We start from the raw sequence: 21,797 nt of genomic DNA, 5'->3' as shown, positions 1-21,797 counted from the left end.
AAGGTCGGGACGGGTTTCGGCATCCTGCGCGGCGCGCCGGGTCGATCTGACGCTTCCGGTGGGTGGCAAGCAGGCGGCCTGACGGGAACGCGGCGGGTAGGAACGGGGTGTCTGGCGATGCTGGCTTGCGACGCCATCGGCCCCGCATGGCTGGCTGGCTGGAACCCGTTCCTGCCGCGGGGATTCAATTAGGCGAGCGGCACCGAGAATGCAAGACGTTCTCATTGAAATCAATAACTTGAGTAGTTTCATCGGGATTTCGTGCCAGCGAAGCTCGAAGCGCCGGCATGAAAGGCCCAGCGGCCCGGGAAACCGGATTCCGGACCAGGCGATCACGCACAAATCTATGAAAATGCTCTGTATTCTTGCGGCGCCAGCCCCTTGATCCGCACCGGGCCGGGGCCCATCGTGTCTCCTCGTTCCCGCCCGAGCGGGATCTCGTAAACGGTGTCAGGATTCGAATGTTCCTTATGAAATTCGCGGCGTCGGTGCTCGCGGTCATCCTTCTGGCCTTTCCGCCCGCGCCGGCGCCGGCGACCGAGTCGCACAGCGCCGCTCCGGGCGACACTCACGCCCTTCCCGCTGCGGCGCACGGAGCTGCCCCCGCGCCCCCGATGCCGGGGACGTCGGCCGGGAGGCATGACGATCATGGCGCGGTGTCCGGCGGCGGGGGTCCGGTCCCCGACGCGGTGATCGCCGCGCAGCGGGCCGCGCTGTACCAGTCCGCGATCGGCGCCGGGTTCGGCCCGCAATCCCCGCGCGACATCGACCGGGCCTTCGGCGCCAATGCACGGATCTTCGGCACCGCCCCGCATCACACGCGCATGAACCTGTGCAACATCCACCTGCACGAAGGGGCCGAGCATCGCGGCGGCGATTTCACGCTCTATATCGGCAATGGCAACGGCACGGGGTATGGCACGGGCTTTGCCTATTCCGGTCGCCTGACCCCGGACGAGCTGGCGCCTTTTCCCCGTCCGGTCGGCGCAACGGCGCATGGCGCGATCGAACCCGGCGACACGATCGAGGTGCATTTCGTCTACACGACCGCGGATGTCCGCCCCGGCCCGACACTGGGGGCCTGCCTGAACGACGCCACCGGCAACCCGCAGCTCCGCGTCGAAGCGCAGGTGATGGTCGTGGTCAACGACGACACCGCCCCGCGATTCACCACGCTGGCCGCTCTGTCGTCGGTCGATGGCTACGCCCAGGCGCCGAACCTGCCGATGACGATGGGAATGCCGGTCGTCTACCAAGGCTCGACCACCGGCCCCGCCTATAACGAGGCGGGCTCACCCTATCAGGTGACGTGGAGCGTCCGGCCGCAGGTCATGCGCGTCTCGATTGCGTCGCTGGAAGCGTGGTTCGCCGGCAATGTGTTCGAGGAAGATCACGCGCACGGGGTCCGCAACCTGGTCATAGAGCCCGAACTTCTGTCACCGATCCAGCGATAGATTGGGTCCGCACATTCACGCCCGGGAACCCGACAGGGCAAGTGCGGGGCCGACTGTGGGAGGATGAACGCGGCTGGCCACGGGGCTGAGCGCCCTCCCTTGGCCTATCAGAAGTCACGGGCAGCAGCCCCCTGCCCTATCAGGCTCTGGCTTACCTGGGGCGCTGCTGCACTCCGGTTCTTACCATAGTCACGGGCAAGAGGGAGGTTTCACGACTCTATATTTATAGGCGGGAACCAAAGTGAGGCAGGTTTCCCACCATCGACCCGAAGGCGTCTGAAGCCATCGGCGCGAAAGGGACCTGAGTTCGCGCGCGAGGGGCGCCCTGCGCCCAGCGGCGTCCCGGCCCGCGACCGCGATTGTCCCGGCGGTACGAAAGGGTGAAAAACCCCTCTTGATTTCCGCCCGCGCAGCCCGTATCCCCCGCCGCAGGCCTAGGGGTATAGCTCAGTTGGTAGAGCATCGGTCTCCAAAACCGAGGGTCGGGGGTTCGAGTCCCTCTGCCCCTGCCAGGCCCGATCCGGTTCCGCGCGCGACCATGCTCAATGCCGGACCGCCCTCCCCGAAATATGCGACACAGCGCCGCTTTCGCACGCGCGGTTTCTTTGCCCGACACCGAAACCCTGAGAAAACGCGCTTGAAGCCGGACCGAAAATCCGCTGTTCTGCACGGGTTAACCATTTTGTGTTGCACAAACGACATCAAGTCGGGCTTCCTGAGCGCCGCTCCGCCGGTCGCGGGTCCGACGGGTTGAAACGCGGGAAGGCCGGGCGTATCTCGGCGCGGTGCCGCAGACCTGCGGACGATTCTTGTGCCCAGAGGTAGTTTCCATGGCCCGGACCAACCCGTTGACGTTCCTCCAGCAGGTGCGCTCTGAGACCGCGAAAGTGTCGTGGCCGACGCGGCGCGAAGTCGGCGTGAGCACGGTCATGGTGCTGGTGCTGACCGGGCTGACGGCGGTGTTCTTCTTTCTCGTCGACCTGCTGATCCGCACCGGGCTGGGTGCGGTGCTGGGGCTGGTCAGCTAAGCGCCGGCGGCGGGGCCCGGGGCCGGAACGGCCTTGAAAACAGGGCCGCAGCCGGGGATCGAAGCGGGATACGGCCCTGAATTGCCCTTGAATCCCGCCCCCGCTGACGTTAAAGGCAGCAACACATTCCGGCAGACAGGCGCGCACCGATTCGGTGCGCACATTTTTTGTCTGCGGGACGCACAGGGTCCGGCAGCGACGAACCGCTTGACCTGAAACGATTTTCGCGACGGCACAGGCTGTCACAGACGGGGAAATGGCATGGCCAAGCGTTGGTACTCGGTGAGCGTTCTCTCGAACTTCGAGAAGAAGGTCGCCGAAGCGATCCGCCAGGCCGCCGCCGAGGCGGCGCTCGAGGACCAGATCGAAGAGGTTCTGGTCCCGACCGAAGAGGTCATCGAGGTCCGCCGCGGCAAGAAAGTCACCTCCGAGCGTCGCTTCATGCCCGGCTATGTGCTGGTGCGCATGGAACTGACGCCCCGCACGCAGCATCTGGTGAGCTCGATCAACCGCGTGACCGGCTTCCTCGGCCAGCACGGCAAGCCGAGCCCGATGCGCGACGAGGAAGTGAACCTGATCCTGAACCGCGTCGAGGAAGGCGAAACCGCACCGCGCAACCTGATCCGCTTCGAAGTGGGCGAACAGGTGAAGGTGTCGGACGGCCCGTTCGACGGGTTCTCCGGCATGGTCGAGGAAGTCGACGACGACAATGGCCGCCTGAAGGTCATGGTGTCGATCTTCGGCCGCCCGACGCCGGTGGAACTGGAATTCACCCAGGTGACCAAGGGCGCCTGAGTGATCACCGTGGGAGGGCGGCTTTCGGGCCCCCCGGACCACTAAGCAGGCCCCGTTTCGGGGCGTTGTGAGAAAGGAGCGGCCACATGGCCAAGAAAGTCATCGGGCAGCTGAAGCTGCAAGTTAAGGCCGGTCAGGCCAACCCCTCGCCGCCCGTGGGCCCCGCCCTGGGTCAGCGCGGCATCAACATCATGCAGTTCTGCAAGGACTTCAACGCGAAGTCGGCGGACATGGAACCCGGCGCGCCGGTTCCCGTGGTGATCACCTATTACCAGGACAAGTCGTTCAGCATGGAGCTGAAGACCCCGCCTGCGTCGTGGTACCTGAAGAAGGCCGCCGGCCTGAAGCCCGTGGGCAAGCGCAACCGCGCCCGCGGATCGGTCAAGCCGGGCCGCGAAGTCGCCGGCACCGTGACCGTCAAGCAGGTGCGCGAGATCGCCGAAGCGAAGATGAAGGACCTGAACGCCAACGACGTCGAAGGCGCGATGCAGATCATCCTCGGCTCGGCGAAGTCGTGCGGTATCGAGGTGAAAGGGTAAATCATGGCCAAGCTCGGTAAACGTACCCGCACCGCCCGCGAAGCCTTCGGCACCACCGCCAACGTCACCGTCGAAGACGCGGTGAAGCTGGTCAAGGGCGCCGCATCGGCCAAGTTCGACGAAACCGTCGAAGTCGCGATCAACCTGGGCGTCGACCCGCGCCACGCCGACCAGATGGTCCGCGGCGTCGTCTCGCTGCCCAACGGCACCGGCAAGACCGTCCGCGTCGCTGTCTTCGCCCGTGGCGCGAAGGCCGATGAGGCCCGCGAAGCCGGCGCCGATATCGTCGGCGACGAAGACCTGATGCAGGCGATCCAGGGCGGCGAGATCAATTTCGACCGCTGCATCGCGACCCCGGACATGATGCCGATCGTCGGCCGTCTGGGCAAGATCCTGGGCCCGCGCAACCTGATGCCGAACCCGAAGGTCGGCACCGTGACCATGGACGTGGCGACCGCCGTTGCCAACGCCAAGGGCGGCGAGGTCCAGTTCAAGGTCGAGAAAGCCGGGATCATCCATGCCGGCGTCGGCAAGGTCTCGTTCGATGAAGGCAAGCTCGTGGAAAACGTCCGCGCCATCGTCGACGCCGTGAACAAGGCGAAGCCGTCGGGCGCCAAGGGCGCCTACCTGAAAAAGGTCTCGCTGTCCTCGACCATGGGTCCGGGCGTCAGCGTCGACCTGGCCTCGGCCACCGGCGCCGCCTGATCGCGCCCCGGTTCCAACGCTTCGAAAGGCCCCGCCCCGCGCGGGGCCTTTTGCCTTTCGGGCATCCCGATTATCGGCCCCTGCCCGTCTGGCACGGAAATTGCTGAAGCCCCCCCCCTTGGCATCGGGTCGCTTAGCGGTTATCTGTCCGACCCTGTAGCGGGGGACGATTCGGTCGTGCCCCGTTGCGCATCGTCCGAGACGGTGGGCGGTCGGGATCTCCCTTCCATAAGTCCTGCCTGAGACGGGAAAGAATAAGAATTCTAGCGGGTGGCATCTGCTGACCCCGGGATGACTTGGACGGACCCGTAGCGGACCCGACATCGGGGTCTTCGTGAACCCGGTGAAAATAGAGCCGGAGGGTCCGCAAGGCCCTCCAAACTTGGAGCAAACCTGTGGATAGAGCCCAAAAAGAAGCAGTGGTCGACGAACTCGGCCAGATCTTCGAAAGCTCTGGCGTGGTTGTGGTTGCACACTACGCGGGTCTCACGGTTGCCGAGATGCAGGCCCTGCGCGCGAAAATGCGTGAAGCAGGCGGGGCCGTCCGCGTTGCCAAGAACAAGCTCGCCAAGATCGCCCTGGATGGTAAGCCGTGCGCCAGCATCGCGAACCTTCTGACGGGCATGACCGTACTCGCCTATTCCGAAGACCCCGTCGCCGCGGCGAAGGTGGTTGTGGACTACGCCAAGGAGAACAAGAAGTTCGAGATCCTTGGCGGTGCTATGGGCGGTTCGGCTCTGGACCAGAACGGTGTGAAGGCCGTGTCCGAAATGCCGTCGCGCGAGGAGCTTATCGCTTCGATCGTGTCGTGCATCGGGGCACCGGCTTCGAACATCGCTGGTGCGATTGGCGCGCCTGCTTCGAACATCGCGGGCATCCTCTCCACCCTGGAGGAGCGGGACGCCGCTTGAGCAATCCTTGGCCCGCGTGGCGGTATTCACCCCATGTCGGCAACACCCTGTTAGAATGGAACTGAACAATGGCTGATCTGAAAGCACTCGCCGAAAGCATCGTCAACCTGACCCTGCTGGAAGCCCAAGAACTGAAAACCATCCTGAAGGATGAGTACGGCATCGAGCCCGCCGCTGGCGGCGCTGTCATGATGGCCGGCCCGGCTGCCGGTGGCGACGCTGGCGCTGCCGAAGAAGAGAAAACCGAATTCGACGTCATCCTCGTCGAAGCCGGTGGCAACAAGATCGCGGTCATCAAAGAAGTCCGCGGCATCACCGGTCTTGGCCTGAAAGAAGCCAAGGAACTGGTCGAAGCCGGTGGCAAAGCCGTGAAAGAAGCTGCTCCGAAGGCGGAAGCCGAAGAGATCAAGACCAAGCTGGAAGCCGCTGGCGCCAAGGTCGAGCTGAAGTAATCGCCAGGGTGTCGCGCCTGTGCGCCGCACCTTGACCACCTGACATGGCTGGGTCCGGAGTTATCCGGGCCCGGCCAAAGCTGTTTTCTGGACGCTGTTTCCGGCAGGCGCTTGCATGACAAGCCCCTTCCAGAAGCAGTCGAGGCTCGGGAGCGAACCTTTGGGACGGTTCGCAGGAATGGAGCCTCCGCTTCTGTTTCGCACGGGATGCCCCGCCGAGGCCCGACGGCAGGCGCATCCGCGAACGATGAAAGGTGATACCGAGCATGGCTCAGTCCTATGTTGGCCAGAAGCGCATCCGCCGGATGTTCGGCAAGATCCGCGAAGTGCTGGAGATGCCCAACCTGATCGAGGTGCAGAAGTCGTCCTACGACCTGTTCCTGCGCTCGGGTGACAGCGACAAGCCCCTCGACGGCGAAGGTCTGATGGGCACGTTCCAGTCCGTCTTCCCGATCAAGGACTTCAACGAGACCGCAGTTCTGGAATTCGTCAAGTACGATCTGGAAAAGCCGAAATACGACATCGACGAGTGCCAGCAGCGCGACATGACCTATTCGGCGCCGCTGAAGGTCACGCTGCGCCTGATCGTGTTCGATGTGGACCCGGATACGGGCGCCAAGTCGGTCAAGGACATCAAGGAACAGGAAGTCTTCATGGGCGACATGCCCCTGATGACGCCGGTCGGCACCTTCATCGTCAACGGCACCGAGCGCGTTGTCGTGTCGCAGATGCACCGCTCGCCGGGCGTGTTCTTCGACCATGACAAGGGCAAGACGCATTCCTCGGGCAAGCTGTTGTTCCAGTGCCGGATCATCCCCTATCGCGGCTCGTGGCTGGACTTCGAATTCGACCCGAAGGACCTGGTCTTCGCGCGTATCGACCGTCGCCGCAAACTGCCGGTGACGACGCTTCTGTATGCGCTGGGGCTGGATCAGGAAGGCATCATGGATGCCTATTACGACAAGGTCAGCTACCGGCTTGAGAAGAACCGCGGTTGGGTCACCAAGTTCTTCCCCGAGCGCGTGCGCGGCACCCGTCCGACGATGGATCTGGTCGATGCCGCCACCGGCGAGGTCATCCTGAAAGCCGGTGACAAGGCCACCCCGCGTCTGGTCAAGAAGTGGATCGACGACGGCCAGATCACCGAGCTTCTGGTGCCGTTCGAGAATATCCTGGGCCGGTTCGCCGCGCAGGACGTGATCAACGAGGAAACCGGCGAGATCTGGATCGAAGCCGGGGACGAGATTACCTGGGAAGTCGACAAGGACGGCGACGTCAAGGGCGGCACGCTGAAGACGCTGCTGGACCAGGGCATCACCGAGCTGTCGGTTCTGGACATCGATAACGTCAACGTGGGCGCCTATATCCGCAACACGCTGGCCGCCGACAAGAACATGAACCGCGAACAGGCGCTGATGGATATCTATCGCGTCATGCGTCCGGGCGAGCCGCCGACCGTGGACGCCGCCGCCGCGCTGTTCGACACCCTGTTCTTCGACAGCGAGCGTTACGACCTGTCCGCCGTGGGCCGGGTGAAGATGAACATGCGTCTGGCTCTCGACGCGCCGGATACCCAGCGCACTCTGCGCCGCGAAGACATCATCGCCTGCATCAAGGCGCTGGTCGACCTGCGCGACGGCCGTGGCGAGATCGACGATATCGACCACCTCGGCAACCGCCGGGTGCGCTCGGTCGGCGAGCTGATGGAAAACCAGTACCGCCTGGGCCTTCTGCGCATGGAGCGCGCGATCCGCGAGCGCATGTCGTCGGTCGATATCGACACCGTCATGCCGCAGGACCTGATCAACGCGAAACCCGCCGCGGCGGCGGTGCGTGAATTCTTCGGCTCGTCGCAGCTGTCGCAGTTCATGGACCAGACCAACCCGCTGTCGGAAGTCACGCACAAGCGCCGTCTCTCGGCTCTCGGGCCGGGCGGTCTGACGCGCGAGCGTGCGGGCTTCGAGGTTCGCGACGTTCACCCGACCCATTACGGCCGGATGTGCCCGATCGAAACGCCGGAAGGTCAGAACATCGGTCTGATCAACTCGCTGGCCACCTATGCCCGCGTGAACAAATACGGCTTCATCGAGACCCCGTACCGCAAGGTCATCGACGGCAAGGTGACGGATGAGGTGCAATACCTCTCGGCAACCGAGGAACAGCGCCACGTCATCGCGCAGGCGAACGCCACGCTCAACGAGCAGGGCGAATTCGTCAACGATCTGGTGTCCACCCGTCAGGGCGGCGAGTTCATGCTGAACCCGCGCGAAGGCATCGACATGATCGACGTGTCGCCCAAGCAGCTGGTCTCGGTCGCGGCCTCGCTCATTCCGTTCCTTGAGAATGACGACGCCAACCGCGCGCTGATGGGCTCGAACATGATGCGTCAGGCCGTCCCGCTGCTGCAGTCGGACGCGCCGCTGGTCGGCACCGGGATCGAAGGCATCGTCGCCCGCGACTCGGGCGCCGCGATCATGGCGCGCCGGGCCGGTATCGTCGATCAGGTCGACGCGCAGCGGATCGTTATCCGCGCGACCGAGATGCTGGAGCCGGGCGAGCCGGGCGTCGACATCTACCGCCTGCGCAAGTTCAAGCGCTCGAACCAGTCGTCCTGCATCAACCAGCGCCCGCTGGTGAAGGTGGGTGACGTGGTCGAACGCGGCGCGGTCGTGGCCGATGGTCCGTCGACCGATATGGGCGAGCTGGCCGTGGGCCGGAACGTCGTCGTCGCGTTCATGCCGTGGAACGGCTACAACTACGAGGACTCGATCCTCATCTCCGAGCGGATCCTGAAGGACGACGTCTATACTTCGATCCATATCGAGGAATACGAAGTCGCCGCCCGCGACACCAAGCTCGGGCCGGAAGAGATCACCCGCGACATCCCGAACGTCGGCGAGGAAGCCCTGCGCAACCTCGACGAAGCCGGGATCGTGTATATCGGCGCCGAAGTGCAGGCCGGGGATATCCTGGTCGGCAAGATCACGCCCAAGGGCGAAAGCCCGATGACGCCGGAAGAAAAGCTTCTGCGCGCCATTTTCGGCGAGAAAGCCTCGGACGTGCGCGACACCTCGCTGCGCCTGCCGCCGGGTGCCTACGGGACGGTCGTGGAAGTCCGCGTCTTCAACCGTCACGGTGTCGACAAGGACGAGCGCGCGCTGCAGATCGAGCGTGAGGAAATCGAACGTCTGTCGCGCGACCGCGATGACGAGATGGCGATCCTTGAGCGCAACATCTACGCGCGTCTGAAGCAGCTGATCCTCGGCAAGGTCGCGGTGAAAGGCCCGAAAGGCGTTCGCCCGAACTCGGAAATCACCGAAGAACTGCTCGACAGCCTGTCGCGCGGTCAGTGGTGGCAGCTTGCGCTGGCCGAAGAGGCCGAAGCGCAGGAAGTCGAGGCGCTCAACGCGCTGTTCGATCAGCAGAAGCGTCAGCTGACGCACCGCTTCGACGACAAGGTCGAGAAGGTGCGCCGGGGCGACGATCTGCCGCCGGGCGTGATGAAGATGGTCAAGGTGTTCCTGGCGGTGAAGCGCAAGCTGCAGCCGGGCGACAAGATGGCCGGTCGTCACGGCAACAAGGGTGTCGTGTCGAAAGTGGTGCCGCAAGAGGACATGCCGTTCCTCGCCGACGGGACCACGGTCGACCTGGTGCTCAACCCGCTGGGCGTGCCGTCGCGGATGAACGTCGGTCAGATCCTGGAGACGCATATGGGCTGGGCCCTGCGCGGTCTGGGGATCCAGATCGACGAGGCGCTGCAGGAATACCGCCGCTCGGGCGACCTGACGCCGGTGCGCGACGCGCTCAAGCACGGCTATGGCGATCAGGTCTATGACGACGCGTTCGCCGGCATGGACGAAGAACGCCTGGTCGAGGCGGCCTCGGCCGTGACCAAGGGGGTGCCCATCGGCACGCCGGTCTTCAACGGCGCCAAGGAGATGGACGTCAACGACGCGCTCAAGCGGGCGGGCTTCAACGAAAGCGGTCAGTCGATCGTGTTCGACGGCCGCTCGGGCGAGCAGTTCGCGCGTCCGGTCACCGTGGGCGTCAAGTACATGCTGAAGCTGCACCACCTTGTCGACGACAAGCTGCACGCACGCTCCACCGGGCCGTACTCGCTCGTCACGCAGCAGCCGCTGGGTGGCAAGGCGCAGTTCGGCGGTCAGCGTCTGGGGGAAATGGAGGTCTGGGCTCTGGAAGCCTACGGCGCCGCCTATACCCTGCAGGAGATGCTGACGGTGAAGTCGGACGACGTGGCCGGCCGGACCAAGGTCTACGAGAGCATCGTCAAGGGCGAGGACAATTTCGAGGCCGGTGTGCCCGAATCCTTCAACGTTCTGGTGAAGGAAGTCCGCGGCCTCGGCCTGAACATGGAACTCCTGGATTCGGAGGAAGACGAGTAACGGCGCGTTCCGCCACGCATCCTGCACGACGCTGTAGGGTGCGTGGTCCCCACGCACCGCGCCCGTCCCCCCTCCGAGCCGCATCAAGGATCATACGATGAACCAGGAACTGACCACGAACCCGTTCAACCCGCTGGCCGCGCCCAAGCAGTTCGACGAGATCAAGATCTCGCTCGCCTCGCCGGAACGCATCCTGTCGTGGTCCTACGGGGAAATCAAAAAGCCCGAGACGATCAACTACCGCACGTTCAAGCCCGAGCGTGACGGCCTGTTCTGCGCGCGCATCTTCGGGCCGATCAAGGATTACGAATGCCTGTGCGGCAAGTACAAGCGCATGAAGTATCGCGGCGTCGTCTGCGAGAAATGCGGCGTCGAAGTCACGCTGCAGAAGGTCCGCCGCGAACGGATGGGCCATATCGAGCTGGCCTCGCCGGTCGCGCATATCTGGTTCCTCAAGTCGCTGCCCTCGCGCATCGGCCTGATGCTGGACATGACGCTGCGCGATCTGGAACGCATCCTCTATTTCGAGAACTACGTGGTGATCGAACCCGGTCTGACCGAGCTGTCCTATGGCCAGCTGATGACCGAAGAGGAATATCTCGACGCGCAGGACAATTTCGGCGCTGACGCCTTCACCGCCGGCATCGGCGCCGAGGCGATCCGCGAGATGCTGTCGGCCATCGACCTGGCGTCGGAAGCCGAGAAGCTGCGCGAAGAGCTGAAGGAAGCCACCGGCGAGCTGAAGCCCAAGAAGATCATCAAGCGCCTGAAGGTGGTTGAGAGCTTCCTGGAATCGGGCAACCGTCCCGAATGGATGATCCTGACCGTGCTGCCGGTCATCCCGCCCGAGCTGCGCCCGCTGGTGCCGCTGGACGGGGGCCGCTTCGCGACCTCGGATCTCAACGACCTGTATCGCCGGGTGATCAACCGGAACAACCGTCTGAAGCGTCTGATCGAGCTTCGTGCGCCCGACATCATCGTGCGCAACGAAAAGCGGATGCTGCAGGAATCGGTCGATGCGCTGTTCGATAACGGCCGTCGCGGCCGCGTCATCACGGGCAACAACAAGCGCCCGCTGAAGTCGCTGTCGGACATGCTGAAAGGCAAGCAGGGCCGCTTCCGCCAGAACCTTCTGGGCAAGCGGGTCGACTTTTCGGGCCGTTCGGTCATCGTGACCGGGCCTGAGCTGAAGCTGCATCAATGCGGCTTGCCCAAGAAGATGGCGCTCGAGCTGTTCAAGCCGTTCATCTATTCGCGGCTGGAAGCCAAGGGCCTGTCCTCGACGGTCAAGCAGGCGAAGAAGCTGGTCGAGAAAGAGCGTCCCGAGGTCTGGGATATCCTCGACGAGGTCATTCGCGAGCATCCGGTTCTTCTGAACCGCGCGCCGACGCTGCACCGTCTGGGCATCCAGGCGTTCGAACCCCAGCTGATCGAAGGGAAAGCCATCCAGCTTCACCCGCTGGTCTGCTCGGCCTTCAACGCCGACTTCGACGGGGACCAGATGGCCGTTCACGTCCCGCTCTCGCTGGAAGCCCAGCTGGAAGCGCGCGTGCTGATGATGTCGACGAACAACGTTCTGTCGCCCGCCAACGGCGCGCCGATCATCGTTCCGTCGCAGGACATGGTGCTGGGTCTCTACTACACCACCATGATGCGCGAGGGCATGAAGGGCGAAGGCATGGCTTTCGCCGATATCGACGAGGTCGAGCACGCGCTCGCCTCGGGCGAGGTGCATCTGCACGCCAAGGTCACCGGCCGGATCCTGCAGATCGACGAAAGCGGCAACGAGGTCGTCAAGCGCTACGAGACCACGCCGGGCCGTCTGCGTCTGGGCGGTCTCTTGCCGCTCAACGCCAAGGCGCCCTTCGAGCTGGTCAACCGCCTGCTGCGGAAGAAAGACGTGCAGAACGTCATCGACACCGTCTACCGCTATTGCGGTCAGAAGGAATCGGTCATCTTCTGCGACCAGATCATGGGTCTGGGCTTCCGTCAGGCGTTCCGCGCCGGCATCTCGTTCGGCAAGGACGACATGCTGATTCCGGGCACCAAGTGGGATCTCGTCAACGAGACCCGCGATCAGGTGAAGGAATTCGAACAGCAATATCTCGACGGTCTGATCACCCAGGGTGAGAAGTACAACAAGGTCGTCGATGCCTGGTCGAAAGCCTCGGACGCGGTCGCGGCGGCGATGATGGCGGAAATCTCGGCCGTCCGTTACGACGACGAGGGCCGCGAGCTCGAGCCGAACTCGGTCTACATGATGTCGCACTCGGGCGCGCGGGGTTCGCCCGCCCAGATGAAGCAGCTGGGCGGTATGCGCGGCCTCATGGCCAAGCCGTCGGGCGAGATCATCGAAACGCCGATCATCTCGAACTTCAAGGAAGGCCTGACCGTGCTCGAGTACTTCAACTCGACCCACGGCGCCCGGAAGGGTCTGGCCGATACCGCGCTGAAGACGGCGAACTCGGGTTACCTGACCCGCCGTCTGGTGGACGTGGCGCAGGACTGCATCGTCCGTGCGGACGATTGCGGCACCGACCGTTCGATCACCGCCTCGGCGGCGATCAACGACGGTGAGGTCGTCGCCTCGCTGGCCGAGCGTATCCTGGGCCGTGTCGCGGCCGAGGACGTGATCAACCCGGCCACCGGCGAGATCGTCGTCGAGCATAACCAGCTCATCGACGAACGCGACGCCGACCTGATCGAAGCCGCGGGCCTTGCCACGGTGAAGATCCGCTCGCCGCTGACCTGTGAAGCGGAAGAGGGCGTCTGCGCCAAGTGCTATGGTCGCGACCTGGCACGCGGTACGCTGGTCAACAAGGGCGAAGCGGTGGGCATCATCGCCGCGCAGTCGATCGGTGAACCGGGCACGCAGCTGACGATGCGGACCTTCCACATCGGCGGCATCGCGCAGGGCGGTTCGCAGTCGTTCCAGGAATCGGGTTCGGCGGGCAAGATCGAGTTCCGCAACACCAACGTTCTGGAAAACGCCTCGGGCGACCTGATCGTTCTGGGCCGGAACATGCAGATCGCGATCATCGACGAAAACGGTGTCGAGCGCGCCTCGCACAAGCTGACCTACGGCACGAAGCTCTTCGTGCGCGACGGTCAGGACGTGCAGCGTGGCGACAAGCTCTACGAATGGGACCCCTATACCCTGCCGATCATCGCCGAAAAGGCCGGTGTGACGAAGTTCGTGGACCTGATCGCGGGCCTGTCGGTGCGCGAAGACACCGACGATGCCACCGGCATGTCGCAGAAGATCGTCACGGATTGGCGTTCGGTTCCGCGTGGCGGCGATCTCAAGCCCGAGATCATCGTCATGAACAAGGAAACCGGCGAGCCGATGCGCAACGATGCGGGCAACCCGGTCACCTACCCGATGTCGGTCGACGCGATTCTGTCGGTCGAGGACGGGCAGGACGTGCGCCCGGGTGACGTTGTCGCCCGTATCCCGCGCGAAGGGGCCAAGACCAAGGACATCACCGGGGGTCTTCCCCGCGTGGCGGAACTGTTCGAAGCCCGTCGTCCGAAGGATCACGCGATCATCTGCGAAATCGACGGCTATGTGCGCTTTGCCAAGGACTACAAGAACAAGCGCCGTATCTCGATCGAGCCGGTGGACGAGAATGTCGAACCGGCCGAATACCTGGTGCCCAAGGGCAAGCACATCCCCGTGCAGGAGGGCGATTTCGTCCAGCGCGGCGACTACATCATGGATGGCAACCCCGCGCCGCACGACATCCTGCGGATCCTGGGGATCGAGGCTCTGGCGAACTATCTGATCGACGAAGTGCAGGACGTGTACCGCCTGCAGGGCGTGAAGATCAACGACAAGCACATCGAGGTTATCGTGCGGCAGATGCTGCAGAAATACGAGATCCTCGACAGCGGCGACACCACGCTGCTGAAGGGCGAAACCGTTGACAAGTTCGAGTTCGACGAGGCCAACGAAAAGGTCGAGGCGATGGGCCTGCGTCCCGCCAAGGGCGAGCCGATCCTTCTGGGCATCACCAAGGCGTCGCTGCAGACCCGCAGCTTCATCTCGGCGGCCTCGTTCCAGGAGACCACCCGCGTGCTGACCGAGGCTTCGGTCATCGGCAAGCGCGACAAGCTGGTGGGCCTGAAAGAGAACGTCATCGTCGGTCGTCTGATCCCGGCGGGCACGGGCGGCGTCGCCACCGCGACCCGCAAGATCGCCGCCGACCGCGATGCCGAGGTGATCGAACAGCGCCGCGCCGAAGCCGAAGCCGTGCTGGTCGCCCCCTCGGGCGAGCCCACCGCGGACCAGGTCTTCGCCGAGCCTCAGGCGGATGACGACGACCGCTGATCGCCGGATCTTTTTAGAACAAAGCCCCCCGCAAGCTGCTTGCGGGGGGCTTTTCGTTGGCATCGGCGGCTCACTCTCTGGCAGTGCCCCCACGCTGTCGCGCCCGCTCGGCGCAGGCGGCGTGATCGAAACGCGCCAGAAAGGCCCGCGCCCGGACAACCGCGTCGCCCCAATACTGATCCGGTCCCCGCATCTTGCGCGCGTTCAGTGCCAAGGTGTCGAGAAGGTCGAAACGCACGCTTTCCACCGTGCAGCGCCACTCGGGACCGCTCACCCGCCGCCATCCCCGGACATGATGCGTCAACAGGGCCTCCCGGTCGGAATACCCGTGGAAGTCGAAGGCAATCGTCCCATCGGTGACGTAGACATGGTTCCCGGGCTTGCCGTCGCCGGGGATGATGCGCTCGGCCCGGAAGCCGGGCAGCGGGGCGTCGTGCAGATACACCCCGGCCAGGATATGACAGGCGCCGTGACCGAAGAAGATCCGGTCAGGCAACCGCCAGCGGCGCAGCGGATCCTGCTTGATGCCGGGTTTGAGCCTGTACATTCGCTCAGGATACCCGTGTACCGGGGCGGGTAAAGGCCGCGTGGGCCTACTCGACCCCGCTGCGCCTTGCGTCCCACAGGGTGATCGCGAACAGCACGAAGCCCGCCGCGCTCAGCGCTGCGCCGACATAGCCCGCGACGGGGAAGTCGTAGCCCGCCGCGATGAAGCGCGCGGCCAGGAACGGTCCCAGCGCATTCGCCACGTTGAAGCCCGCATGGTGCAGCGAGGCCGCCAGTTGCTGCGCGTCGCCCGCGATGTTCATCAGGCGGGTCTGCAGCACGGTCGACACCCCGCTGAGCAGGCACATCATGAACACCGCGACGCCCATCGCCCACAGCCCGGTCTGCACCGCGAAGGGGAACAGGAGCAGCACCACCGCCCCGCCGCCGAAGGACACATAGGCGGTCAGGTTCAGGTTGCGGTCGGCGCACCAGCCCATGAACAGCGTGAAGAAGGTCATGCCGATGCCGGTGATGAACAGCATGATCGCCACCGCGCTTTCATCGGCGCCGAGCGTGCTTTGGACCGTCGAGGCGATATAGGTATAGACCGCGAAGAAGCCGCCGAAGCCGATCGCGCCGGTCAGCAGCGTCAGCCAGACCTGCCGGTTCTTCAGCGCGCCCAGCTCTTTCAGCGGCGCGGCATCGGGATTGGCAGGCGTGCGTGGCGCCTTCCACAGCACCGCCAGCGCGGTCAGCAGCGCCAGCACGACGACGATCAGGTACGCCGCGCGCCAGTTGAGCAGCTGCGCCAGAAGGCTCGCCGCGGGCACGCCGATGGTCGTGGCCAGCGTCAGGCCCAGAAAGACCCGCGCCACGGCATAGGCCTTGCGGTTGGGCGGCACGACCGACGCGGCGACCAGCATCGCCACGCCGAAATAGGCCCCATGCGGCAGGCCCGACAGGAACCGGGCAAGGGTGAAGGTGCCGAAACCGGGCGCCAGCGCCGAGAGAAGATTGAACAGCGCAAAGGCCACCATCAGCCAGATCAGCAGCATCCGCTTGCGAAACCGCGCGGCAGCCACGGCCAGAAGCGGGGCGCCGACGACGACCCCCAGCGCGTAGGCGCTGATCGCATCGGCCGCGCGGGCCTCGGTCACACCCAGTTCCGCGGCGAAATCGGGCAGCAAGGCCATCGAGGCAAATTCGGTCATGCCGATGGCGAAGCCGCCCATCGCCAGCGCGGTGATCACCGTTCCGGCGGGGATATGCCGGCCGCCGGGACGTCCGAGGCCGTTGGCGCAATCAGGCGCGAGATCGGTCATGCGTGTCGCTTCGTGTTCGGGGGACCAGGAGGCCGGTCCCGTATGGCGCCTCCCTGCCCCGCTCACCTAGCCCTTGCGCCCGGTCGCGGCAAGTCCGGCGCGCATCAGGACGCTTTTCTTTTCGCCTGTGAAATGCCATCACCGGCAGGTTCCTGCCGGGGTGGGCCCATGCTGTCCGACAATGCGCGCGGCGCGATTCTGATGATGACCGGCATGGCGGCCTTCACGCTGTCGGATTCGGTGATGAAATTGCTGGGCCAGACCCTGCCGATGTTCCAGACGCTGGCCTGGCGCGGACTTGGCGTGACGGTGATCCTGGGCCTGATCGCGTGGCGCGCGGGCGCGTTTCACGTTCGACTGGCGCGGCGCGACCGCTGGCTGGTGGCGGGACGCACGCTGGCCGATACCGGCTCGGTCTGGTTCTTCCTGCAGGCGCTCTACCACATGCCCATTGCCAACCTGACCGCGATCCTGCAGGCCCTGCCGCTGACCGTGACGCTGGGCGCGGCCTTGTTCCTGCGCGAGCCGGTCGGCTGGAAGCGCCTGGCGGCGATCGGCATGGGCTTTCTGGGCGTTCTCATGGTGGTCCGTCCGCAGGCCGGGGCCTTCGACATCCACGCGCTTTACGCGCTGGTTTGCGTGGCCTTCGTGACCCTGCGCGAATTGCTTACCCGCCGCGTGTCCCGCGAGGTGCCGTCGCTGCTGATCGCCTGGGCCAACGGCACGGCGGTGATGCTCTTCGGTCTGGCGGGGGCCATGGGCGAAAGCTTCGTGGCGCCCGATCTGGTGACCGGGCCGCTGTTGCTGGCGACCTCGGTCGCCATCGTCGCGGGCTATCTGATGGCGGTGATGGCGGTGCGGACGGGAGAGCTGGGTTTCGTCACGCCGTTTCGCTATTCGGGCCTTGTCTGGGCGCTGGTGCTGGGTTTCCTGCTATTCGCCGAATGGCCCGACCCGGTGACGCTGCTGGGGGCCGGGCTGATCGTGGCGACGGGGTTGTTCACCTTCTACCGCGAGCGCGTCACGCGCCGTCGGTTACATCGTGGTACACCGAGCGGACGTGTTCCTGGGTGACGCCGAAGGCTTTCTCGAACTTCGTCTCTTCCTCGGGCGTCAGGTAGCGCAGCTTGGTGCCAATCCGGTCGCCGGAATCGTTGTGATCGTTGACGCCCCGGATCCACATATCGGGATCGGTGCGGGTGATGGTCGGCATATGCTGCCAGACTTCGTGATGGGTGAAGTTCATCACGCACAGATCGGTATCGGGACGGAAGGCGATGGCGAAGGCCACGCCGAGATACAGCGCCTTCTGCCGCTCGGCCTGGAGGCCCTTGGCCGTCGGGCGGGCGTTCCAGCCACGGGTAAAGTCGATCGCCACGTGGCGCGAGCCTTCGAACAGCATGAAGTTCTGATCGAGGATGCGGCGGCATTTATGCACGAACCCCACGCCGATCGCGTCGTCGTCATCCAGCCGGAACTGGATCGAATAGCTGCCCGGCACGCGGTATTCGTCGATCACCTCTTTCATCACGTCGCGATGCCGGCCCGGCGCACGCGGGACGATGACGACCTGTTCGATATCGGCGGTGATCCGGCGCAGTTGCTCCATGCGCTCGGGCGGGAAATCCTCGCCCACGACGACCAGGAAGATGAAATCCTGGTCGGTCTGGGTGCGCAGGGACGGCAGGGTAAAGGTTTCGAACAGGCGAAAACGCTCGTCCAGCCGCTCGGGCGCGTAGAGGAACTTCGCCCGCTCCTCGGGCGTGTCGTGCTCGGTCTTGAAGCCGCCCAGGGCGGGATACGAGAAGCGGCACAGGCCGATGACATGGGCGCTGCGCGACGCGCGCCGGCGCTCGAGATACTCCTTGATGGCCATATGCCTGCCCCATTGTTTTTTCGTAACGTAGCAAGGGCGCGGGCGCGCGGCAACGCGGCTTGGACCGGGTGCGGCGTGTTGACAAGGGGGGCGACTCCCCCTATACGGCGCGCACCCGGGATCGGTCTGTGCCGAATCCGGGGCTTACAAGAACACAATAGTGGTCACGATCCGGGCGGTGCATGCCCCGATCCTCTGAGATTCCACCGCGACGCCAACCCCCGGAAAGGGCGCGTCGGCGGTTTTGTGCTTTGCGGACGCGCAAGGCAGACAAAACGAACTGCCCCCGGATTCCCCGTTGACGAACGGTGGTTGAACGGGCCGCAAGAGATAGGGCGAGCTGAATGCCTACGATTCAACAGCTGATCCGCAAGCCGCGGCAGCCGAAAGTGAAACGCTCCAAGTCGCAGCACCTGGAGAACTGCCCGCAGAAGCGCGGCGTCTGCACCCGCGTCTACACCACGACGCCGAAGAAGCCGAACTCGGCTATGCGGAAAGTCGCCAAAGTGCGTCTGACCAACGGCTACGAGGTGATCAGCTACATCCCCGGCGAAAAGCACAACCTGCAAGAGCACTCGGTCGTGCTGATCCGCGGCGGCCGCGTCAAGGACCTTCCGGGTGTCCGTTACCACATCCTGCGCGGCGTGCTCGATACGCAGGGCGTCAAAGACCGTCGTCAGCGCCGCTCGAAATACGGCGCGAAGCGTCCGAAGTAAGGAGAGACATCCATGTCGCGTCGTCACGCTGCTGAAAAGCGCGCAGTCCTGCCGGACGCCAAATTTGGCGATACCGTGCTGACCAAATTCATGAACAACCTGATGGTCGACGGCAAGAAGTCGGTCGCCGAATCCATCGTCTACAACGCGCTGGACCGCGTCGAGAAGCGCCTCAAGCGCGCGCCGATCGAGGTCTTCCACGAGGCGCTGGACAACATCAAGCCGGCCGTCGAAGTCCGTTCGCGCCGCGTCGGTGGTGCGACCTACCAGGTCCCCGTCGAAGTCCGCACCGAGCGCCGTGAAGCGCTGGCCATCCGCTGGCTGATCACCGCCGCGCGCAAGCGCAACGAAAACACCATGGAAGAGCGCCTCGCGGGCGAGCTGTCGGATGCGGTCAACAACCGCGGCACGGCCGTCAAGAAGCGTGAAGACACCCACAAGATGGCCGACGCGAACAAAGCGTTCAGCCACTACCGCTGGTAAGGATTCCCGACCATGGCACGCGACTATCCGCTCACGCGATATCGTAACTTCGGCATCATGGCCCACATCGATGCCGGCAAGACGACCACGACCGAGCGCATCCTCTTCTACACCGGCAAGTCCCACAAGATCGGCGAAGTCCATGACGGCGCCGCGACCATGGACTGGATGGAGCAGGAGCAGGAACGCGGGATCACGATCACCTCGGCCGCCACGACCACGTTCTGGCAGCGTCAGGAAGATCCGACCGCCGAAGGCACCTCGGACACCAAGTACCGCTTCAACATCATCGACACGCCCGGCCACGTCGACTTCACCATCGAAGTCGAGCGTTCGCTGGCGGTTCTCGACGGCGCCGTCTGCCTCCTGGACGGTAACGCCGGTGTCGAGCCGCAGACCGAAACGGTGTGGCGTCAGGCCGACCGCTACAAGGTCCCGCGGATCGTGTTCGTCAACAAGATGGACAAGATCGGCGCCGACTATTTCAAGTGCGTCGAGATGATCAAGGACCGCACCGGCGGCACCCCCTGCCCGATCGCGTTCCCGATCGGCGCCGAGGACCAGCTGGAAGGCATCGTCGACCTGATCAAGATGGAAGAATGGGTCTGGAAGGGTGAAGATCTCGGCGCAAGCTGGGTTCGTCAGCCGATCCGTGCCGAGCTTCAGGATCTCGCCGACGAATGGCGCGGCAAGATGATCGAAATGGCCGTCGACATGGACGACGAGGCGATGATGGAGTACCTCGAGGGCAACGAGCCCGACGAGGCGACCCTGCGCGCCCTGCTCCGCAAGGGCACCCTGTCGCTGTCGTTCTTCCCGGTCCTGGGTGGGTCGGCGTTCAAGAACAAGGGCGTCCAGCCCCTGCTGAACGCGGTCATCGACCTGCTGCCCGCGCCGATCGACGTGCCGCTGCTGAAGGGCTTCTCGCCCGACGACGAGACCGAAGAGCGCAACATCGAGCGTCCCGCCGACGATGCCGCGCCGTTCTCGGCCCTGGCGTTCAAGATCATGAACGACCCGTTCGTGGGTTCGCTGACCTTCACCCGGATCTATTCGGGCGTCCTGAAGAAGGGCGACCAGATCATGAACACCACGAAGGGCAAGCGCGAGCGCATTGGCCGGATGATGATGATGCACGCCATCAACCGCGAGGAAATCGAAGAAGCCTTCGCGGGCGACATCATCGCGCTGGCGGGTCTGAAGGAAACCACCACCGGCGACACGCTGTCGGATGCCCAGAAGCAGGTGGTTCTGGAAACCATGTCGTTCCCCGAGCCGGTGATCGAGATCGCCGTCGAGCCGAAGTCGAAAGCCGACCAGGAGAAGATGGGCCTCGCCCTGGCGCGCCTGGCTGCCGAAGACCCCTCGTTCCGCGTCGAGACCAACTTCGAATCGGGCCAGACGATCATGAAAGGGATGGGCGAACTCCATCTCGACATCCTCGTCGACCGCATGAAGCGCGAATTCAAGGTCGAGGCCAATATCGGTGCGCCGCAGGTGGCGTATCGTGAGACCATCTCGCACCCCGCCGAGGTCGACTACACGCACAAGAAACAGACCGGTGGTACCGGCCAGTTCGCGCGCGTGAAGCTCGAGATCACCCCGACCGAACCGGGCGAGGGTTATTCGTTCGAAAGCCGCATCATCGGTGGTGCGGTGCCGAAGGAATACATCCCCGGTGTCGAGAAGGGCATCAAGTCGGTGATGGATTCGGGCCCGCTGGCCGGCTTCCCGGTGATCGACTTCAAGGTCGCGCTGCTTGACGGTGCGTTCCACGACGTCGACTCGTCGGTGCTGGCCTTCGAAATCGCCTCGCGCGCCGCGATGCGGGAAGGTCTGAAAAAGGCCGGTGCGAAGCTGCTCGAGCCGATCATGAAGGTCGAGGTCGTGACGCCGGAAGAATATACCGGTTCGATCATCGGCGACCTCACCAGCCGTCGTGGCATGGTCCAGGGTCAGGAATCGCGCGGCAACGCCAACGTCATCAACGCGATGGTGCCCCTGGCGAACATGTTCGGCTACATCAACAACCTGCGCTCGATGTCCTCGGGCCGGGCGGTGTTCACGATGCTGTTCGACCATTACGACGCGGTTCCGCAGAACCTCTCGGAAGAGATCCAGAAGAAATACGCTTGACGGTGAGGCGGGGATAACCCCGCCCTACCACCCCTGTAGGCCGGGATCTGCCCGGCATCACCGACACACGAACAAGGAGCTGCCATCATGGCGAAGGCAAAGTTTGAACGGACGAAACCGCACGTTAACATCGGCACGATCGGCCACGTTGACCACGG

General features: G+C 64.4%; 16 protein-coding genes and 1 tRNA gene. 14 read left to right on the top strand and 3 right to left on the bottom strand.

Annotated features, from left to right (window positions below):
• Positions 1-470: 470 nt before the first annotated feature.
• The 10 genes from C4N9_RS14675 (at position 471) to rpoC (ending at position 14,617) form a co-directional block, all read left to right on the top strand.
• Positions 471-1,454 (top strand): delta-class carbonic anhydrase, encoded by a 984-nt coding sequence (locus tag C4N9_RS14675; protein ID WP_245902572.1) that lies wholly within the window; start codon positions 471-473, stop codon positions 1,452-1,454.
• 436 nt (positions 1,455-1,890) lie between these two features.
• Positions 1,891-1,966, top strand: a tRNA-Trp gene (locus C4N9_RS14670).
• A gap of 318 nt (positions 1,967-2,284) precedes the next feature.
• The gene (secE, locus tag C4N9_RS14665; RefSeq protein ID WP_109534105.1) at positions 2,285-2,482 is read left to right on the top strand and encodes a preprotein translocase subunit SecE; all 198 of its coding nucleotides are present in this window, start codon (positions 2,285-2,287) and stop codon (positions 2,480-2,482) included.
• Positions 2,483-2,743: 261 nt separating this feature from the next.
• The gene (nusG, locus tag C4N9_RS14660; protein WP_109534104.1) at positions 2,744-3,277 is read left to right on the top strand and encodes a transcription termination/antitermination protein NusG; all 534 of its coding nucleotides are present in this window, start codon (positions 2,744-2,746) and stop codon (positions 3,275-3,277) included.
• A gap of 86 nt (positions 3,278-3,363) precedes the next feature.
• A complete protein-coding gene (rplK, locus tag C4N9_RS14655) occupies positions 3,364-3,816 on the top strand; it encodes a 50S ribosomal protein L11 (RefSeq protein WP_109534103.1) in 453 nt (150 codons plus the stop codon).
• A gap of 3 nt (positions 3,817-3,819) precedes the next feature.
• Positions 3,820-4,521, top strand: a complete 702-nt coding sequence (gene rplA, locus C4N9_RS14650; protein WP_109534102.1) for a 50S ribosomal protein L1 — start codon at positions 3,820-3,822, stop codon at positions 4,519-4,521.
• Positions 4,522-4,916: 395 nt separating this feature from the next.
• A complete protein-coding gene (rplJ, locus tag C4N9_RS14645; RefSeq protein ID WP_109534101.1) occupies positions 4,917-5,432 on the top strand; it encodes a 50S ribosomal protein L10 in 516 nt (171 codons plus the stop codon).
• A gap of 68 nt (positions 5,433-5,500) precedes the next feature.
• Positions 5,501-5,884 (top strand): 50S ribosomal protein L7/L12, encoded by a 384-nt coding sequence (gene rplL, locus C4N9_RS14640; RefSeq protein ID WP_109534100.1) that lies wholly within the window; start codon positions 5,501-5,503, stop codon positions 5,882-5,884.
• Between the two features lie 266 nt (positions 5,885-6,150).
• On the top strand, positions 6,151-10,287 hold the full coding sequence (gene rpoB, locus C4N9_RS14635; RefSeq protein WP_109534099.1) for a DNA-directed RNA polymerase subunit beta: 4,137 nt from the start codon (positions 6,151-6,153) through the stop codon (positions 10,285-10,287).
• A 97-nt stretch (positions 10,288-10,384) separates the two neighbouring features.
• The gene (gene rpoC / locus C4N9_RS14630) at positions 10,385-14,617 is read left to right on the top strand and encodes a DNA-directed RNA polymerase subunit beta' (protein ID WP_109534098.1); all 4,233 of its coding nucleotides are present in this window, start codon (positions 10,385-10,387) and stop codon (positions 14,615-14,617) included.
• Between the two features lie 70 nt (positions 14,618-14,687).
• On the opposite strand, the gene C4N9_RS14625 is transcribed toward rpoC, so the two are convergent.
• Positions 14,688-15,164, bottom strand: a complete 477-nt coding sequence (locus C4N9_RS14625) for a hypothetical protein (RefSeq protein ID WP_109534097.1) — start codon at positions 15,162-15,164, stop codon at positions 14,688-14,690.
• Between the two features lie 46 nt (positions 15,165-15,210).
• The gene (locus C4N9_RS14620; protein WP_109534096.1) at positions 15,211-16,428 is read right to left on the bottom strand and encodes an MFS transporter; all 1,218 of its coding nucleotides are present in this window, start codon (positions 16,426-16,428) and stop codon (positions 15,211-15,213) included.
• A gap of 168 nt (positions 16,429-16,596) precedes the next feature.
• On the opposite strand from C4N9_RS14620, the gene C4N9_RS14615 reads away from it, so the two are divergent.
• Positions 16,597-17,502, top strand: coding sequence for a DMT family transporter (locus C4N9_RS14615; RefSeq protein WP_109534095.1), 906 nt, complete (start codon positions 16,597-16,599; stop codon positions 17,500-17,502).
• Here C4N9_RS14615 and C4N9_RS14610 read toward each other — a convergent pair.
• A complete protein-coding gene (locus C4N9_RS14610) occupies positions 17,450-18,304 on the bottom strand; it encodes a glycosyltransferase (protein WP_109534094.1) in 855 nt (284 codons plus the stop codon). The two genes, C4N9_RS14615 and C4N9_RS14610, sit on opposite strands and share 53 nt — an antisense overlap.
• A 344-nt stretch (positions 18,305-18,648) precedes the next feature.
• On the opposite strand from C4N9_RS14610, the gene rpsL reads away from it, so the two are divergent.
• Genes rpsL through fusA form a run of 3 tightly spaced genes read left to right on the top strand, consistent with a single transcriptional unit; the run spans position 18,649 to position 21,639 of the window.
• Positions 18,649-19,020 carry a 30S ribosomal protein S12 gene (gene rpsL / locus C4N9_RS14605; RefSeq protein ID WP_109534093.1) on the top strand — a complete coding sequence of 124 codons (372 nt, stop codon included), beginning with the start codon at positions 18,649-18,651 and terminating at the stop codon, positions 19,018-19,020.
• Between the two features lie 12 nt (positions 19,021-19,032).
• Complete coding sequence (gene rpsG, locus C4N9_RS14600; protein ID WP_109534092.1) at positions 19,033-19,503, top strand: 30S ribosomal protein S7; 471 nt, start codon at positions 19,033-19,035, stop codon at positions 19,501-19,503.
• 12 nt (positions 19,504-19,515) lie between these two features.
• Entirely contained in the window at positions 19,516-21,639 is a 2,124-nt protein-coding gene (gene fusA / locus C4N9_RS14595; RefSeq protein ID WP_109534091.1) for an elongation factor G, read from the top strand.
• Positions 21,640-21,797 lie beyond the last annotated feature (158 nt).

It is taken from the genome of Pararhodobacter marinus, assembly GCF_003122215.1.
Lineage (GTDB): Bacteria > Pseudomonadota > Alphaproteobacteria > Rhodobacterales > Rhodobacteraceae > Pararhodobacter > Pararhodobacter marinus.
The sequence above is the reverse complement of the archived record's forward strand: the minus strand, read 5'-3'. Positions and strand labels throughout refer to the sequence as shown.

Coding starts and splice junctions, on each gene's coding strand:
- rplA (WP_109534102.1), top strand. CDS start 3,820: ATGGCCAAGCTCGGTAAACGTACCCGCACCGCCCGCGAAGCCTTCGGC.
- C4N9_RS14625 (WP_109534097.1), bottom strand. CDS start 15,164: ATGTACAGGCTCAAACCCGGCATCAAGCAGGATCCGCTGCGCCGCTGG.
- rpoC (WP_109534098.1), top strand. CDS start 10,385: ATGAACCAGGAACTGACCACGAACCCGTTCAACCCGCTGGCCGCGCCC.
- rpoB (WP_109534099.1), top strand. CDS start 6,151: ATGGCTCAGTCCTATGTTGGCCAGAAGCGCATCCGCCGGATGTTCGGC.
- rplK (WP_109534103.1), top strand. CDS start 3,364: ATGGCCAAGAAAGTCATCGGGCAGCTGAAGCTGCAAGTTAAGGCCGGT.
- C4N9_RS14675 (WP_245902572.1), top strand. CDS start 471: ATGAAATTCGCGGCGTCGGTGCTCGCGGTCATCCTTCTGGCCTTTCCG.
- C4N9_RS14610 (WP_109534094.1), bottom strand. CDS start 18,304: ATGGCCATCAAGGAGTATCTCGAGCGCCGGCGCGCGTCGCGCAGCGCC.
- fusA (WP_109534091.1), top strand. CDS start 19,516: ATGGCACGCGACTATCCGCTCACGCGATATCGTAACTTCGGCATCATG.
- C4N9_RS14620 (WP_109534096.1), bottom strand. CDS start 16,428: ATGACCGATCTCGCGCCTGATTGCGCCAACGGCCTCGGACGTCCCGGC.
- rpsG (WP_109534092.1), top strand. CDS start 19,033: ATGTCGCGTCGTCACGCTGCTGAAAAGCGCGCAGTCCTGCCGGACGCC.
- secE (WP_109534105.1), top strand. CDS start 2,285: ATGGCCCGGACCAACCCGTTGACGTTCCTCCAGCAGGTGCGCTCTGAG.
- C4N9_RS14615 (WP_109534095.1), top strand. CDS start 16,597: ATGCTGTCCGACAATGCGCGCGGCGCGATTCTGATGATGACCGGCATG.
- rpsL (WP_109534093.1), top strand. CDS start 18,649: ATGCCTACGATTCAACAGCTGATCCGCAAGCCGCGGCAGCCGAAAGTG.
- nusG (WP_109534104.1), top strand. CDS start 2,744: ATGGCCAAGCGTTGGTACTCGGTGAGCGTTCTCTCGAACTTCGAGAAG.
- rplL (WP_109534100.1), top strand. CDS start 5,501: ATGGCTGATCTGAAAGCACTCGCCGAAAGCATCGTCAACCTGACCCTG.